At 56.6% G+C, this 17,062-nt stretch carries 12 protein-coding genes; 2 read left to right on the forward strand and 10 right to left on the reverse strand.

Features of this window, described 5'->3' with window-relative positions; all coding sequences use genetic code 11:
- Nucleotides 1-66: 66 nt before the first annotated feature.
- From truB to HHJ16_RS06755, 10 genes are all read right to left on the reverse strand, one after another.
- Nucleotides 67-1,074, reverse strand: coding sequence for a tRNA pseudouridine(55) synthase TruB (truB, locus tag HHJ16_RS06710; protein WP_293641760.1), 1,008 nt, complete (start codon nucleotides 1,072-1,074; stop codon nucleotides 67-69).
- An 89-nt stretch (nucleotides 1,075-1,163) separates the two neighbouring features.
- On the reverse strand, nucleotides 1,164-1,532 hold the full coding sequence (gene rbfA, locus HHJ16_RS06715; RefSeq protein ID WP_293641761.1) for a 30S ribosome-binding factor RbfA: 369 nt from the start codon (nucleotides 1,530-1,532) through the stop codon (nucleotides 1,164-1,166).
- 6 nt (nucleotides 1,533-1,538) lie between these two features.
- On the reverse strand, nucleotides 1,539-2,219 hold the full coding sequence (gene lepB, locus HHJ16_RS06720) for a signal peptidase I (protein WP_293641762.1): 681 nt from the start codon (nucleotides 2,217-2,219) through the stop codon (nucleotides 1,539-1,541).
- Nucleotides 2,220-2,230: 11 nt separating this feature from the next.
- Complete coding sequence (infB, locus tag HHJ16_RS06725) at nucleotides 2,231-5,125, reverse strand: translation initiation factor IF-2 (protein ID WP_293641763.1); 2,895 nt, start codon at nucleotides 5,123-5,125, stop codon at nucleotides 2,231-2,233.
- Nucleotides 5,126-5,152: 27 nt separating this feature from the next.
- Nucleotides 5,153-6,673 carry a transcription termination factor NusA gene (gene nusA, locus HHJ16_RS06730; RefSeq protein ID WP_293641765.1) on the reverse strand — a complete coding sequence of 507 codons (1,521 nt, stop codon included), beginning with the start codon at nucleotides 6,671-6,673 and terminating at the stop codon, nucleotides 5,153-5,155.
- A gap of 22 nt (nucleotides 6,674-6,695) precedes the next feature.
- Nucleotides 6,696-7,298 (reverse strand): ribosome maturation factor RimP, encoded by a 603-nt coding sequence (gene rimP / locus HHJ16_RS06735; protein WP_293641766.1) that lies wholly within the window; start codon nucleotides 7,296-7,298, stop codon nucleotides 6,696-6,698.
- Nucleotides 7,299-7,448: 150 nt separating this feature from the next.
- Nucleotides 7,449-9,092, reverse strand: a complete 1,644-nt coding sequence (locus HHJ16_RS06740) for an ABC transporter ATP-binding protein (protein WP_293641768.1) — start codon at nucleotides 9,090-9,092, stop codon at nucleotides 7,449-7,451.
- Nucleotides 9,089-10,144: an ABC transporter permease gene (locus HHJ16_RS06745; protein WP_293641770.1), complete on the reverse strand. Its 1,056-nt coding sequence runs from the start codon at nucleotides 10,142-10,144 to the stop codon at nucleotides 9,089-9,091. The genes HHJ16_RS06740 and HHJ16_RS06745 overlap by 4 nt, the downstream gene beginning before the upstream one ends.
- Nucleotides 10,145-10,147: 3 nt before the next feature.
- Nucleotides 10,148-11,182, reverse strand: a complete 1,035-nt coding sequence (gene yejB / locus HHJ16_RS06750; protein WP_293641772.1) for a microcin C ABC transporter permease YejB — start codon at nucleotides 11,180-11,182, stop codon at nucleotides 10,148-10,150.
- A 25-nt stretch (nucleotides 11,183-11,207) separates the two neighbouring features.
- Complete coding sequence (locus tag HHJ16_RS06755; RefSeq protein ID WP_293641774.1) at nucleotides 11,208-13,034, reverse strand: extracellular solute-binding protein; 1,827 nt, start codon at nucleotides 13,032-13,034, stop codon at nucleotides 11,208-11,210.
- A gap of 102 nt (nucleotides 13,035-13,136) precedes the next feature.
- Here HHJ16_RS06755 and fabI point away from each other — a divergent pair, with 102 nt between their 5' ends.
- Nucleotides 13,137-13,934, forward strand: coding sequence for an enoyl-ACP reductase FabI (gene fabI, locus HHJ16_RS06760; protein ID WP_293641775.1), 798 nt, complete (start codon nucleotides 13,137-13,139; stop codon nucleotides 13,932-13,934).
- 282 nt (nucleotides 13,935-14,216) lie between these two features.
- Nucleotides 14,217-16,973, forward strand: coding sequence for a magnesium-translocating P-type ATPase (gene mgtA / locus HHJ16_RS06765; RefSeq protein WP_293641777.1), 2,757 nt, complete (start codon nucleotides 14,217-14,219; stop codon nucleotides 16,971-16,973).
- Nucleotides 16,974-17,062: the final 89 nt, after the last annotated feature.

Below are 17,062 nucleotides of genomic sequence, written 5' to 3' on the forward strand. Positions count from 1 at the left end.
GAAACGGGTACAAGGTTGATGTTAAAAATTCGGTCTACCGACGCCTGACGGCGCGGCGATAAAACTCTACGCGGGAGATGTCGTGTCACTTTCTGCGGTAAGGGGTGTCGCTTGCAGGATCTCCCGTATTTCAATCGGGCTCAGCAAACGATGAGGAATCAATTCATCGGCCGTGATCTGGGCCGAGCCCAGAAACGCAGCCGGTTCGCTACCATACACCTGCACCAGCGGCGCATCAGCACCCCACTGGCCGGGTTCGCCTCGGCGACGCAGGCCGTTCAAAAACCGTGTTGAATTATCGGCGTCCAATGTGACCAACGGGAATGCCGCTACCAGCGACTGCACCGGCAGCAAACAGGCTTCGCGCTCTGGCTCAGTCATGGCTTCCAGTGCCGACAAACTCAGGCACTGCGCGGCTTCAAAGCCACCCGTCTCGAGCCGCCGCAGCGAACCCAGGTGGGCGCCGCAACCCAACGCCTCGCCAATGTCTTCCCCCAGTGTCCGAATATAGGTGCCCTTGCTACAGACCACCGTGATTTTAATGGCTGCAGGAGCTCGTTCATCCTGGGTCAAAACCATATTTAGCTTGTAAATAATGATGTCCCGCGGCTCCCGCTCCACCTCCAGCCCCTTTCGGGCATATTCATACAGCGCCTTGCCGTCTTTCTTGAGCGCTGAATACATCGGTGGAATCTGGGACAGTGGACCGGTAAAGCGCCGCGTCGTCGCCTCGATCAGTTCGGGGCTGATCGCTGGTACCGGGCGCGTTTCAATCACATCGCCTTCGGCATCGCCAGTAGTAGTTTTCTGACCCAATAGCAGAATGGCTTCATAGGTCTTATCGGCATCCAACTGAATCTGGCTGAATTTGGTGGCGGCACCAAAACACAGGGGCAAGACACCGGTAGCCAAGGGATCGAGCGTGCCGGTATGGCCGGCCTTGTCGGCACGCAGCAACCATTTTGCTTTTTGCAGCGCCTGATTACTCGACAGGCCCAAGGGCTTGTCGAGCAGCAACACGCCATGCACGGGACGTCGCTGGATTTTCTGGCGATGAGAAGAGATTTGCGTCATAGGGTTCCGACAGGCTCAGCGCAGGGGCCTGCCCGAGCGCTCAGTTAACACCGTTGTCCCTGAACCTGTCAAAGGGAAACGGCGAGAACTCAGTCGTCCTGGGCGCGGGAAGAAACTGCCTTGGCAATCAAAGCGTTAAGGTCAGCGGCACGTTCAGTAGTGCGGTCGAAATGAAAATGCAGGGTAGGAACCGTGTGCGTCATCAACCGCTTGAACAGGCCATTTCGCAAAAAACCCGCGGCTTGATTGAGCGCTTCTTCGCACTCTTTGGGATCACCGACCAATACGCTAAAAAATACCTTCGCATGCGCATAGTCCGGCGTGACTTCAACCGCCTGAATTGTCACCATGCCGACTCGGGGGTCCTTTAATTCACGGGCGATCAGGTCCGTCAAATCCCGCTGGATCTGATCGGCAACGCGAAAGGCGCGGTTGGGGGTAGATGACTTTTTACGCATGAGCGGTTAACTGTGCAAAGGCACCCACCAGCGGTTGCTGCGTGGCAGATAGAAGTGGTCTGGATCGTGCGACAGCGCCACGCGCAGCGCCTGACCGGTGACGCGGTCCACGTCAATGAAACCGATGAAGCGCGAGTCGTTACTGTTATCACGGCTATCACCGAGAACCAGAAGCATGCCGGGCGGTATCCGCACCGCGTCAAAATCACGGAAACGGTTGGCCGCAGGCAGGCGAGCGACCTCGATGGTTTCATTGCCCAGATGCTCTGCCCAAACTTCGGCTTGCAAGCTACCCGCCTCGGTGGGTAACTCGCGTCGCGCGTCAAGTAAGGTGCGTTCCACCGGGTGCCCATTGATCGACAGCTGATTGTCTTTCATGGCGACAACGTCGCCAGCCACACCCACCACCCGCTTGATCAGGTTGAGCTCATCCTTCGGGGAATCGAAGGTGATGACATCGCCCGCGTGAGGACTGTCCCAGCGAACAATTTGATGCAAGGTGAACGGCACACGCAGGGTGTACGCTAGCTTGCTCACCACTACCCGGTCACCGGCAAGCAGGGTTGGATTCATCGAGGAAGATGGAATGTAGTTCCAGTCGGCTACGGCAGACCGGAACACAAACATCAAGCTGACGAAGAACACAAAGCGTTTGTGTTGTCCCCACATTTTTTTCAGATCACTCATGGCTCAAGTCCTTAAAGCGTTCTTGCAACTTCTCTGATCTCGAAGAATTCAAGAATATCGCCTTCCTGGATGTCGTTGTAGTTCTTGATGTTCAAGCCGCACTCGAATCCTTCTTTAACTTCCTTGGCATCGTCCTTGAAACGCTTGAGCGAATCAAGTTCGCCCGTAAAGATGACCACATTGTCGCGCAGCAAGCGCAGCTTGGCAGTGCGGCGGGCCACACCAGCGGTGACCATACACCCGGCGATCGAGCCGATCTTGCTGACCTTGAAGACCTGGCGGATTTCAGCAGTGCCGATAACTTCTTCTTTCTTGTCTGGCGTCAGCATGCCGGACATGGCAGCCTTGAGCTCATCCACAGCGTCATAGATGATGTTGTAGTAACGAATATCCACACCGTTGTTTTCGGCCTGCTTGCGCGCTTGGGCATCTGCGCGGGTATTGAAACCGATCAGCACCGCCTTGGAGGCAATCGCCAAGTTCACATCGGATTCCGAAATTCCGCCTACACCGGAGTACACCAGTTGAACCTTCACCTCGTCAGTCGAGAGTTTGAGAAGGGACTGCGACAGCGCTTCCTGGGAACCCTGCACGTCAGCCTTGATGATGATGGGCAACATCTTGACTTCGCCTCCGGACATGTCCGAAAACATATTTTCCAGTTTCGAAGCCTGCTGCTTCGCCAGCTTGGTATTCCGGAACTTGCCAGCGCGGTAGGTGGCGATTTCCCGGACACGACGTTCATCTGTCATTACCATGAATTCGTCGCCAGCCTGCGGCACTTCGGTCAGACCCTGGATTTCCACCGGGATGGAGGGTCCCGCAGTTTTAATTGTCTTGCCATTTTCATCGAGCATGGCACGCACACGGCCATAGGTCGAACCGGCCAGCACCACGTCTCCGGCTTTCAACGTTCCGGACTGCACCAACACCGTTGCAACCGGGCCGCGGCCTTTGTCGAGCCGGGCTTCAATGACCAAGCCCTTGGCCATGGCATCGACCGGCGCCTTAAGTTCCAGTACTTCGGCCTGCAACAGCAGCTGCTCAAGCAGGGCGTCGACACCCGCACCCGTTCGGGCGGAAACCGGCACGAATGGTGAATCACCACCAAACTCTTCCGGCACAACGCCCTCGGTCACCAGTTCGCCCTTGACCCGCTCCAGGTTCGCATCCGGTTTGTCGATCTTGTTGATCGCCACAACGATAGGAACACCGGCGGCACGGGCATGCTTGATAGCTTCTTTGGTTTGGGGCATCACGCCGTCATCGGCGGCCACGACCAGAATCACAATATCGGTGGCCTGAGCACCGCGGGCACGCATGGCGGTAAACGCTTCGTGGCCCGGAGTATCCAGAAAGGACACCATGCCGCGCGGTGTTTCCACGTGGTAGGCGCCGATGTGCTGGGTTATGCCCCCCGCTTCGCCGGACGCGACTTTAGCGCGGCGAATGTAGTCCAGCAGCGAGGTTTTACCATGGTCAACGTGACCCATGACAGTGACCACCGGCGCTCTAGGTAGCGCTTCAGCCTGCTGACCCTGCACGTCGTCGTCGGTAAACGCTTCCGGATCGTCAAGCGCAGCCGTGATCGCCTGGTGGCCCATTTCCTCCACAACGATCATGGCCGTGTCTTGATCCAGCGGCTGGTTGATAGTAACCATCTGGCCCAGCTTCATTAGGTGCTTGATCACCTCTGAGGACTTGATGCTCATCTTGTGCGCCAGCTCTGACACCGTGATGGTTTCAGGCACATGAACCTCAAGCACCTTAAACTCGGTAGGGGCTACAAAAGTGGAGTCGGTGCGGACCTCGCGGCCTGGGCTGCGGCGACCACGCGGGCCGCTGCGGAAATTACCACGCCCGGGTATAACTGGCGCGCCACGGCTCTTAAGTTCCTTCTTCTTGGCCGCGTCATCTTTCCAGGTAGAAGACAAATTCTCGGACTTGACTTCTTTTTTGCCGGCGGCACCGGCGGCTGTAACGGCACCCGGTGCGCCAGGCTTGACTGCCCCCGGCGTCACGGCGGGCTTGTGCAGCGTGCCCTTCATGGCGAGCTTGGGGTCGACGAAAGGTACTAGCACCCGTTTAGGAGCGGACATCATGGCCCGGATGCCGGCAGCTTCGGCTTCGGCCTTGCGGCGACGTTCCTGTAGATCCTGGGCCTTGGCGGCGTCCGCCTGGAACTCCGCAGTAGCTTTGGCTTTGACGGCCGCTAGCGCCGCCGCCGTTTCGGCCGCTTTGCTGGTCTGTACGGCAGTTACAGCCTCAGTGGCTTTTGACGCCTCCGCCATGACTCGTGGGGCAGATGCTTTCGCTTTTACGGTCGCCTGCATGGCATTTTTGGCCGCTTCAGCTGCCTCGGCCGCCGCCTGGGCTTTTTCTATGGCCTGCTGGCGTTCCTGTTCGCGTGCGGCCTCCTGCGCCTCCTGCTCTTCACGCAAGCGGCGTTTTTCTGCCAGTTCCTCTTCCTGCCGGCGCAGCAACTCTGCATGGCGGCTGGCTTCTTCTTCGCGACGAATCAGCTCGGCATCTTCTACCATCGGAATCGATGGCGCAGCGGCCACTTCTGGCTGAATCTCTTCAACCGGCAAATCAGAGCCGTCCGCGCGCTTGACGAAAGTGCGTTTTTTACGAACTTCCACTTGAATCGTACGGGCCCTGCCCGTGGCATCGGCCTGCTTGATTTCGGTCGTGGATTTCTTCACTAACGTAATTTTTTTACGCTCAGCGGTGACGGTTCCATGGCTGGCTTGCAGATAGCCGAGCAACTTCTGCTTATCCGTTTCGGACAGGGAATCGCTGGCCTGCGTCTTGCCAACGCCCGCGCTGTTCAATTGCTCGATCAGGGTGGCGGGGGATTTATTCAATTCAGCTGCGAATTCAGCGACGGTAGTGGTACTGGACATATTTGGTTTTCCTGCTGGCCTCCATGATCATTGCTCTTGGGCCGTTGCAGGTGCAGCGGTGTCCGTATCGTCATTGGCAAACCAATGAGCGCGTGCAATCATGATCAGGGCTTTGGCTTCGTCCGCAGACTGGCCGGTGATATCGGTAAGTTCGTCCACAGCCAGATCGGCCAGGTCGTCACGGGTGTTAATGCCCGCCTTGAGGAGTTTGGAAATCAATTCGGGGGTCAGGCTTTCAACGTCACGCAGATTCTGCGAAACACCTTCAGCGCTTTCTTCCTTGGCGATTTCCATTGTGAGCAGAGCGTCTTTGGCGCGAGTTCGCAGCTCATTGACAGTGTCTTCATCGAAAGATTCGATCTCGAGCATTTCCTGCAGCGGCACATACGCCACTTCTTCGAGGCTGGTAAAGCCTTCGGAAATCAGGATGTCGGCGATTTCTTCGTCTACATCGAGCTTTTCCATGAAGAGCTTGCGGCTGGTGTCGGTTTCGTTGGCCTGCTTCTCTGCAGATTCGTTGGCATCCATAATGTTGATTTTCCAGCCGGTCAGGTCAGAAGCCAATCGCACGTTTTGGCCGCCGCGACCGATGGCAATGGCGAGGTTCTCCTCGTCCACCACCACATCCATGGCGTGACGCTCCTCATCTACCACGATGGAAGACACGTTGGCCGGAGCCAGCGCACCGATCACAAACTGGGCCGGGTCTTCGCTCCACAACACGATGTCGACGCGTTCGCCGGCAAGCTCATTGGTTACGCCGTTGACGCGAGTGCCGCGGACACCCACACAGGTGCCTATCGGGTCGACGCGCTTGTCATGTGAAAGCACGGCGATTTTGGCCCGCGAGCCGGGGTCCCGGGCGCAGGATTTAATCTCCAGCAAACCCTGTTCGATTTCGGGTACTTCCTGACGAAACAACTCCATCATGTACTCGGGCGAGGTGCGCGACAGGATGATGGGGGCACCACGCAGCGTGGTGTCCACTTCCATAATCATGGCGCGGACCCGGTCTCCAGAGCGCAGGTTTTCCTTTGGAATCATGTCACTGCGGCGCAGGCGGCCTTCGACGCGGCCGGACTCGACAATCAGGTCGCCTTTGTCCATGCGTTTGACAGTGCCGACAAAAATCTTGTCGCCCCGCGACATGAAGTCGTTGAGCAGCATTTCGCGCTCTGCATCCCGAATTTTTTGCAGAATGACCTGCTTGGCGGCCTGCGCGCCAATGCGGCCAATCGGCAAACTTTCCACCGGCTTTTCAATGAAGTCACCCTCTTCAATATCGGGGAGTTCGTCGCGCGCATCGCTTACCAGCTCTTCGGCTTCCGGGTTTTGAAGGCCAGCTTCATCCGGCACAACCAGCCAACGGCGGAAGGTTTCGTAAGTACCGCTATCGCGGTCGACCGCAACGCGGATGTCCACCTCGCCCTGGTAGACCTTCTTGGTAGCCGAGGCAAGCGCGAGCTCGACAGCGCCAAAGACGACGTCACGCTCAACATTTTTCTCACGTGAGATAGCATCAACCAACATCAACAGTTCGCGATTCATTTCACATGCCTGCCTTTCTAAATTATTTCTCTATAGGTCTATCTGCAACCGGCGCGATTTTAGGTTTGCGCCCTTTGAAATCAACCACAGGTGCCAAGCGCGCCTGGTGAATTTCGTCGAGGGTAAAACCCAGCGCTTGCAGCGGTGCGGGAATTTTATTTTTACTGACTTTCTGGCCCGGCTTGGCCGCGATCTCATCGGTCCACACAATCTGCCAACCGGCCAGTCCATCTTTAGTCTCAGCACGCTCCAGCGTGCCACGGAATTTTTTGCGACTCGCCGAAACCGCCGAGCCAGCACTGGCAGCGATACCGATCGGCGCCTTGAGAGTAATGTCGATCAACTCGCCGACGAAGCGCTCAAAATCCTTTTCAGTGCGCAGAGGCCGGTCAATACCGGGAGAACTGACTTCCAGCCGCACATAGTCGGCGCCCTCGACTTCCAGCACGAACTGCAACTGGCGCGTTACCTTTTCACAGTCTTCTGCATTGATGAACTGCTCGGCTCCGGATACGAAAGGCATGTCAATCGTGACACGCAACAGCCCACCGCCGGTCCGCTCGATCTCTACCAGTTCGTAACCAAGCCCCGTAACAGTTTGCTCAATCGTTTCTTGTAAGGCCATTCAGTCTTTTTAAATCAGTCCGTAAAAACAAACGCCCAAAAAAAATGGGCGGTGAAAACCCGCCCATTTGGTCGTGAAGTCGATATTGTAACGTGCCACACGGCTAGATGCAAAACATTTTGCAGGCCTTGATCGGCTGGCAGCACCCGGTTACATCTGCGCCACAAGGACTCGGGTATACGGGTGACGCGGCGCGTTCAGAACGCCCTCCACCGAACCGGATTCCACTACCGCGCCGTCCTTCATCACGATGACCTCATGGGCCATCGCCCGAATGACATCAACATCGTGGGTGATTAATAGATAGCTCAACCCGCGCTGACGCTGCAAGCCTTGCAACAACGCCAGTACCTGCTTCTGAATAGTCACATCCAGGGCACTGGTAGGTTCGTCAAGAACCAACAGTCTGGGATTGATGATCAGCGCGCGCGCAATCGCCAATCGCTGACGTTGCCCACCCGAAAACTCATGCGGATAGCGCTGAAGTAAACCCGCAAACTGCGGTGCGTTAGCGCCCGGTTTGGCGCCCTCCCCCATCCCTACATCCGCCAGCGCTTGCTCAACCCGCTGCCTTCTTTCAGCTTGAGTCAACAAGGGCTCATGGACCAACAAGCCCTCCTCCACAATGGCTTCTACCGTCATGCGGGGTGAGAGCGAGGAAAAGGGGTCTTGGAACACCACCTGCACAAGCCGTCGAATCGCCTTGTTACGGGCGGCCCGCTTGCTCCACGATTGGCCAGCCGCCTGCAATTTCCCCTGAAAAGGAAGCAACCCCAGGCTGGCCAACGCCAAGGTGGACTTGCCGGAGCCTGATTCGCCGATGACGCCAAGCGTCTTGCCGACCGGAATAGTGAAGCTAGCGTCCTTAACTGCCACAAATTCACCGCTTTTGAACCAGCCCCTGAAGCCAGGAATGGCCACCGGGTAAGCCACGCGGACATGGCTGGCTTGCATAACGGATACGCCTGGCATGTCGGCCGCCCCCTCGACCACGGCGCGAACCGGTTTACTGTCGATCAATTTACGGGTGTAGGGGTGCTGCGGATTGGCAAACACCTCAGCCACTGCACCCTGTTCCACGAGATGGCCGTTTTCCATGACCGCGACGCGGTCGGCGAAGCGTCGCACCAGGTTGAGGTCGTGTGTGATCAGGAGCACGGCCATGCCGTTTCGCCGCTGTAAATCGCTAAGCAGGTCCAGAATTTGGCCGCGCAGCGTGACGTCCAGCGCGGTGGTGGGCTCGTCTGCAAGCAGCAGCTTGGGCTGGCAAGCCAGTGCCATCGCAATCATGGCACGTTGACGCTGCCCGCCGGAGAGCTGGTGGGGATACGAATAGGCCCGCTTTTCCGCCTCGGTGATACCGGTATCTGATAGCAATTGGATAGCCATTTGCAACGACTTTGCTTTAGTCAGACCTTGTTTTAACTGCACCACTTCGGCAATCTGATCGCCGATGCTGAACAAGGGGTTCAGTGCCGTCATGGGCTCCTGAAAAATCATGGCGATGTCACGCCCCCGAATACTGCGCAACGCGCGTTCAGGCAGCGTGAACAAATCCACCGGCGCTTTTGGCCGCGCATCTTGCGCGCCAAACCATGCCTGCCCGCTGATCTCGGCGTTTTGAACCAGCCTCAGCAGGCTTAAGGCCGTGACGGTCTTGCCTGAGCCTGACTCGCCCACCAATGCCAGCTTTTCCCCGGCTGCGATGGAGAAATCGATGCCGTGGACCACCGCTTTACCGGCAAAGGCGACGCTGAGCTTCTTGACCTCCAACAAGGGCGCGGGAGACGTCATTGATCGACCTTTCGAGGGTCTAAGGCATCGCGCAAGGCATCGCCCATAAAAGTCAGCAGGAGCAAGGTCCCGACCAGTACCGCAAACGTCGACAGCGAAATCCACCAGGCGTCGATATTGGCCTTGCCCTGGCTCAACAACTCGCCCAAAGACGGCGTTCCCGGCGGCACCCCCAGGCCAAGAAAGTCCAGCGACGTCAGGGCGAGAATGGCCGCGCTCATGCGAAAAGGTAAAAAAGTGACCACAGGCGTCAGACTATTGGGGAGGATGTGCCGCCACATGATATGCAGGTTGCCCACCCCCAAGGCTCTGGCCGCACGCACATAGTCCATTTGACGGTTGCGCAAAAACTCGGCGCGGACGTAGTCGGAAAGCCCCATCCAGCCAAACAGGCTGAGTAAGAACAGCAGTAACGCCACGCTGGGCGCAAAGATGGCACTGAAAATGATCAGCAGGTAAAGCTCGGGCATGGAACCCCAGACCTCCATGAAGCGCTGAAACACCAGGTCGGTTTTGCCTCCCACGTAGCCTTGAATGGCCCCGGTGATGACGCCAACCACGACACCGATGACGGTCAGCGCCAGCCCGAACAGCACGCTCAAGCGGAAGCCATAAATTAACTGCGCCAGCAAATCTCGCCCCCGATCGTCGGTACCGAACAGGTTGTCGCGGCAAGGCGCGGATGGATTCGGCTCTTTTGAAAAGTAATTGATGGTGCGTGGGCCGTAGGGATTGGGCGGGTAAATTGCCCAATTACCGCTTTGGCTCAGCTTTTTACGTATGAAAGGGTCGAGGTAGTCGGTAGGCGTCTCAAAGTCGCCATCGAAGGTTTTCTCTGAATAATCTTTGAGTAGCGGAAAGTACAAGTCGCCCTTGTAACGAACGATCAGCGGCTTGTCATTCGACAGCACCTCGGCAAAAAGACTGAGTACCAGCAACAGGCAAAAGAGCAGCAGACTCCAATAGCCCAGCCGGTTCCGCCGGAATCGCATCCAGGCTCGGCGCGACGGTGAGAGAGAAGGAGAAAAGGTCGATGGAGCAGCGGTCGCCATGGCTCAATCGAACTTCACGCGGGGATCTACCCACACATAACAAAGATCGCTGACCAGCTTAGTCACCAGGCCGATCAACGTGAAAAGATAGAGGGTGCCAAGCACGACGGGATAATCCCGTCGAATCACGCTTTCGTAGCTGAGCAAGCCCAGGCCGTCGAGAGAAAACAGGGTTTCTATCAGCAACGCGCCGGTAAAAAATGCGCCAATAAAGGCCGAGGGAAAACCCGTGATGATGGGAATCAGCGCATTGCGAAACACATGCTTCCAGAGCACCTGCCGCTCGCTAAGCCCCTTGGCCCGGGCCGTCAGCACGTACTGCTTGCGGATCTCTTCCAGAAACGAATTCTTGGTCAGCACAGCCGTCACGGCGAAGCTGCCCAGCACCATGGCGATGATCGGCAGCGTGATATGCCAGAGGTAGTCGGTAATGCGGGCGCCCCAGCCCAGCGTCTCCCAGTTGGCCGAGGTCAGCCCGCGCAGCGGAAACCATTGCAATTGCCCGCCAAAGACCACCAGCAATGCCACGCCCAGCACGAATCCCGGAATTGCATAGCCCACCAGGACGATCAATGTGGTGACAAAGTCAAAACGGGTGCCGGCCCTCACAGCCTTTGCCACGCCCAGCGGCACGGCGATCAGGTAGCTGATAAAAAATGTCCAAAGGCCCAGACTGACTGAAACCGGCAGTTTTTCCTTCACCAGCTGCCACACATCCTTGTGTTGGTAAAAGCTATTGCCCAGGTCAAAACGAGCGAAGCGTCCCAACATCTGAAAAAAGCGCTCATGCACCGGTTTGTCAAAACCATAAAGCGCTTTGATTTCTTCGATTCGCTCCGCGTCCACACCTTGCCTTCCGCGGTACCCCGCCCCTGTCGCTGCAGCTCGCTCACCGCCTGAATCCCGGCCTTGTAACTGCGCCACCATTTGCTCTACGGGGCCGCCGGGCACGAACTGCACCATGGCAAAGGTCAGCAACAGTACGCCGAGCAAGGTCGGAATCATCAGCAGCAGTCGTTTTAAAATATAGTTTGCCATAAGATCTTGCTTATTTCCCGGTCGGCTACTTGTTGGAGGGCGACGCCCACCAGGTGCTCATGGCCCAGCTGTCAGGCTGGTAATACGGCGGAATGGTCTCTGGCAACGTAAAGCGGCCCGGGCGGTAGCCGATCAAAAACGCATCGCCATAGTATTGCGGTACCGAGTAGTAGCCATGGGTCAGCACGCGGTCCAAAGCGCGCATGGCGGCGCTGAGTTCCGGTCTGGTTTTGGCGCTGACGACTTTCCGCAAAAGAGCATCCACGGCAGGATCGGCAATGCCCCATACGTTGGAGGAACCGGGTGTTTGGGCGGCTTTGGATCCGAACAGTTCCAGTAACTCGCCACCAGGCGCGGTGCTTCCGGGCAAGCGCAGTGTCGTGATTTCAAAATCAAAAGCATCCATCTTCTGTTTGCTCAATGAAAAATCGACCACGCGATAAGTCATCGCGATGCCGAGCTTCTCAAGCGCTTTTTGAAATGGTCCGACAATCCGCACCAGCGAAGGCTGATCGTTCAACAATTCGAACCTAAGGGCTTGTCCCTGCGCGTTGCGTAGCGCACCCTCGCGATAAGTCCAGCCCGCCTCACGCAACAAGGCTTGCGCCTGCCGCAGGTTCTGGCGCAGGCTACCGGGCGGCGTGGTAGCGGGTGAAACGGGCACAGGTCCAAAAACTTCGGGATCGAGTTTGCCCCGCAAAGGCTCCAGCAAGGCCAGCTCGTCCGCTTGGGGCAAGCCTTCAGCATGAAACTCACTGTTAGGAAAATAGCCGTTGACGCGTTTGTAGAGGCCGTAAAACAGCTGGCGGTTCATCCATTCAAAATCCATCGCCAAGCCAATTGCCTTGCGCACCCGTACATCTTGGAACTTGGGATTGCGGAGGTTGAACACATAACCCTGAAAATCGCCAGGGTTGTGATTTTCAAACGCGCGCTTTACCAGCTCGCCGGAGGTGAACTGTTTGCCCGTGTACTGTCGCGCCCAATTGCGCGAAATGAATTCTCGTAAAAAATCGAATTCGCCCGCTTTCAGCCCCTCAAATCGTGAAGTTTCGTCCAAATAAATTTTGAAACTGATACGGTCGAAGTTGAACTGGCCCTTCCGACTCGGAAGATCAGCCCCCCAGTAACCCGGGTCTCGCACATAGGTCACATCGCGCCCCATGGTCGGGCTGGCAAGCTTGTAAGGCCCCGATCCGATAGGTATCTCGGACACGATCTTGTCGAAAGGCTTGGCGATGCCGGCAACTCTGCCCCAATCGTGACTGAAGACCGGCATGCCGCCCACCACCAGCGGCAGTTCGGGGTTGGGCGTTAGAAAATCAAAGCGCACCACGCGCTCTGACACCACGTTGACCGCTTTTACTTCCGCATAAATGGTGCGGAACTGTGGCGCCGCGAGCTTACTCGTTAGTTGCGTGTAGGAATGCAGGACGTCGGCGGCCAGCACCGGCGCACCATTGTGAAACCGCGCCTTTTCGTTGAGGTGAAAAGTCGCAGACAGTTTGTCAGCGGCTACCTCTACGTCGTCGGCCAGCAGCCCATAAGCGGTGGTCGGCTCTTCAAAATTTCCCGTCAGCAGACTCTCGATCAACAAACTTCCTAAACCGTAAGGTGCAGTGCCGCGCAGCGTGAACGGGTTGAACTTGTCAAAGTGAGTGGGCTGAGTGGGCGGCACCATGCGGATCTCCCCACCTTTCGGGGCGGCGGGGTTGACATAATCGAAATGCGTGAAGCCGACCGGGTACTTAATGTCGCCGAACTGAGCGTATGCCTGCGCGGCCCATGAGACCGAGCCAAGGCACGTCAGCAGACCCGTCAAAAGGGCCCGCAAAAAGAACAAAATTCGCATGCGACAATTCTGCACTAATTACGTCGGCAAAATTTCGCGGCCTGAGGGTATGGCACCCCCAGTGTTGCTTGCTGGCTCACTCGCACACACTGGAGCTAAAGCATGGGTTTTCTTACGGGCAAAAAACTGTTGATCACGGGCGTTTTGTCTACTCGGTCCATTGCCTATGGCATTGCCAAGTCCTGCCGCGAACAAGGCGCGGAACTGGCTTTCAGCTACGTGGGCGAGCGTTTTAAAGACCGCATCACCGAATTCGCGGCAGAGTTTGACTCCAACCTGATCTTTGACTGCGATGTTGGCGAGGACACCCAGATCGACAATCTATTTTCAGATTTGTCTAAAACCTGGCCCACATTTGACGGCTTTGTCCACAGCATTGGCTACGCGCCGCGGGAAGCGATCGGAGGAGATTTCCTGGAAGGCCTTTCGCGCGAAGGCTTCAGGATTGCCCACGACATCAGTGCCTACAGCTTTCCGGCAATGGCCAAGGCCGCGTTACCTTACCTCAACGCCAGGTCCGCATTGCTTACCCTGACCTACCTCGGTTCCCAGCGCAACATTCCCAACTACAACACCATGGGTCTGGCCAAGGCCAGCTTGGAGGCCAGCGTGCGTTATTTGGCCGAATCCATGGGACCCAAGGGCATGCGCGTCAACGGCCTAAGCGCCGGACCCATCAAGACACTGGCGGCCAGTGGCATCAAGGACTTCGGCAGACTGCTGGGCATGGTAGCCGCCGCATCACCGTTACGCCGCAATGTGACCATCGAGGATGTGGGCAATGTCGCGGCCTTTTTGCTGAGCGACCTGGCCAGTGGCGTGACCGCTGAGATCACTTATGTCGATTGCGGTTTCAGCCGATCAGCATGCGCGAATGCCGACGCCGTTATTGCAGGGTGAGATCCTCACAACCCTAAATAGGCGATGCCGGTGCTGTTGCAATCTGGCGGCAAGCCCTCGCAAGTAAATTTCCATCTCTCGCTGCCGAATCGTTTTTGAAACTGATGCAACCAGGCCGAAACACTAACCGAGGCAGAAGCGGCTGGCTACGGGCTGGCACGAGACTCCTCGCGACCAGCGAAACCAGGTGGAATAAGTTCACCCAGGAAATCTGCGTTGAAAAAAGTATTTCAGCAGGACGCTAGACCCTGGCGACCCTTGTGGTGAATTAGAGGAAAACCCATGAATTTCTTCGGCCAACTCTTTGGAGTGTTCCTCAAATCACGCCGCACCAGTCACCTCTTTCGCCGCCGCGTCATTTTTGAGTCTTTGTCGACAGAAGGTCCCCCCAGGGCGGTACCGGACCAATTGGCCCGCCGATTGGTGCGCGACGCGACTGAAGATCTCTCCGCGGTATTTGAGCGGCTCGATACCCATGGGGAGGGACTGACCAGTACCGAGGCCGATGCCGTCCGTGAAAAAGTCGGCTCCAACGAGGTGGAGCACGAAAAGCCGCTCCCCTGGTGGCTACACCTGTGGCTCAGCTACAAGAATCCGTTCAACCTTCTGCTAACCGCACTGGCCGTTGTGTCTTACCTCACCGAGGACTTGAAGGCGGCAATTGTCATTGGCAGCATGGTCGTGCTCTCGACTCTGATTCGGTTTGTGCAGGAGCGGCGCTCCAACCAAGCCGCACAAGGATTGAAAGAACTGGTCACCAATAAGGCGACCGTAATCCGGCGGGATATCTCGGCTGCAGCAGCGGAAGACGCGCAGCGCTATTTTACGGTCAGCCTCAAAGTCAAGCCTGCGAGTCAGGTTGAAATTCCAATCAAACAACTGGTTCCCGGCGACCTCGTAATGCTGTCAGCCGGCGACATGATTCCCGCCGATTGTCGGGTCATAACGGCAAAAGACCTGTTTGTCAGCCAGTCTGCGATGACTGGCGAGTCCCTGCCCGTCGAAAAGTTTCCTGAAGCCAAGGGCCTTGGCGAAGGTCCGCTGGAGATGGCTAATTTGGTATTTATGGGCACCAACGTAGTCTCCGGTTCCGCCACCGTGATTATTTTGGCCACCGGCAATCAAACCTATTTCGGCACGCTGGCGACGCGGGTCACGGCAACCGATCGAGAGATCAATGCTTTTCAGGCAGGGGTCAACAAGGTCAGTTGGCTGCTGATCCGTTTCGCCTTTGTCATGGTGCCTATTGTTTTGCTGATCAATGGTTTCACCAAAGGCGATTGGACCGAAGCCTTTCTATTCGCGCTATCCGTCGCCGTTGGCCTAACGCCTGAAATGCTGCCGATGATCGTCACCTCCACCCTAGCCAAGGGCGCGGTGCTGCTGTCGCACAAAAAAGTTATCGTCAAACGCCTGGACGCTATCCAAAACTTCGGCGCGATGAACGTTTTGTGCACCGACAAGACGGGCACGCTGACGCAAGACAAGATCGCCTTGGCACGCCACACCGATGTGTTTGGGCAGGAATCAGACTTGGTATTGGAATTTGCCTATCTAAACAGTTTCTACCAAACCGGGTTAAAGAACCTTTTGGACCGCGCTGTGCTGGAACATTTCGAGGTACAAAAGGAGCTTCAACTTGCCGAGAACTACAAAAAAATAGACGAAATCCCATTCGACTTTCAGCGTCGCCGCATGTCGGTCGTGGTATCAGAGCGGGATGACCACCACGAGCTGATTTGCAAAGGCGCCGTCGAGGAAATTGTGGCGGTCTGCACACAGGTCCGCGACGGCGACCAGACGGCTCCGCTGGACCCGGTGATGCTGGAGCGCGTGCTTCGTATCACGCGTGAATTGAACGAAAAAGGTTTGCGCGTGGTGGCGGTTGCGGTCAAGGAAATTCCGCCGAGCCAAGTGACCTACTCCGTCAAAGACGAGTCTGAGTTGACGCTGATTGGCTACATCGCCTTCCTCGACCCGCCCAAGGAGTCCACGTCGCCGGCGCTCAAGGCGCTTGCCGAAAACGGGATTACCGTCAAGGTGCTGACCGGCGACAACGAGCTTGTGACGGCTGAGGTCTGTCGCCAGGTTGGCCTTGCAGTCGAGGGAATTGTGTTGGGTGCGCAGGTCGACCGCATGGATGACAAAGCACTGGCCGCAGCGGTCGACACACACACCATTTTTGCGAAGCTGTCGCCCTTGAACAAGGAGCGCATAGTGCGGGCGCTTCGAAGCAATGGGCACGTCGTCGGCTTTATGGGCGACGGCATCAACGACGCACCTGCACTTCGGGCGGCCGACATCGGCATCTCCGTGGACACAGCGGTTGACATTGCCAAAGAAGCCGCAGACATCATTTTACTTGAGCGCAGCCTGATGGTTCTGGAAGAAGGCGTGATTGAAGGCCGCAAAACATTCAGCAACATGCTGAAGTACATCCGTATGACCGCCAGCTCGAACTTTGGAAACGTCTTTTCAGTCTTGGTGGCCAGTGTATTTCTACCCTTTCTGCCGATGCTGCCGCTGCAGTTGCTGGTCCAAAATCTGCTTTACGATATCTCGCAAATCGCCATCCCGTTTGACAATGTGGACGCCGAGCTGGTCAGCAAACCACTGAAATGGAATCCTGATGACATCAGCCGCTTCATGATTTTCTTTGGACCAATCAGCTCGATTTTTGACATCAGCACTTTCTTGGTGATGTGGTTTGTTTTCAGAGCCAATTCGGTCGAGCACCAGACCTTGTTCCAGTCGGGCTGGTTTGTGGTTGGATTGCTCACTCAAACCCTTATCGTGCACATGATTCGCACACCCAAGGTCCCCTTCATCGAGAGCCGGGCGGCCTGGCCTTTGATGGTCATGACGCTGCTCATCATGGTCGTTGGCATTTTTCTGCCGATGGGCTCGATCGCAAGCTACTTTAAATTGCAGGCGCTGCCGTTGGCCTACTTTCCCTGGCTGGTGGGAATGTTGCTAGGGTATGCGGTACTGACAACGCTAATGAAACGTTATTACATTCGTCGATTCGGCTGGCAGTGAAACGACAACCTTGTAATAGATGCCGCAGTTCTCCGGCCATTGGAGTGAACAAGACTTCGCATTTTCGTCGGTGCGATGGCAGCTCTCTT

The organism is Polaromonas sp. (assembly GCF_012927485.1).
Classification (GTDB): Bacteria; Pseudomonadota; Gammaproteobacteria; order Burkholderiales; family Burkholderiaceae_C; genus Polaromonas.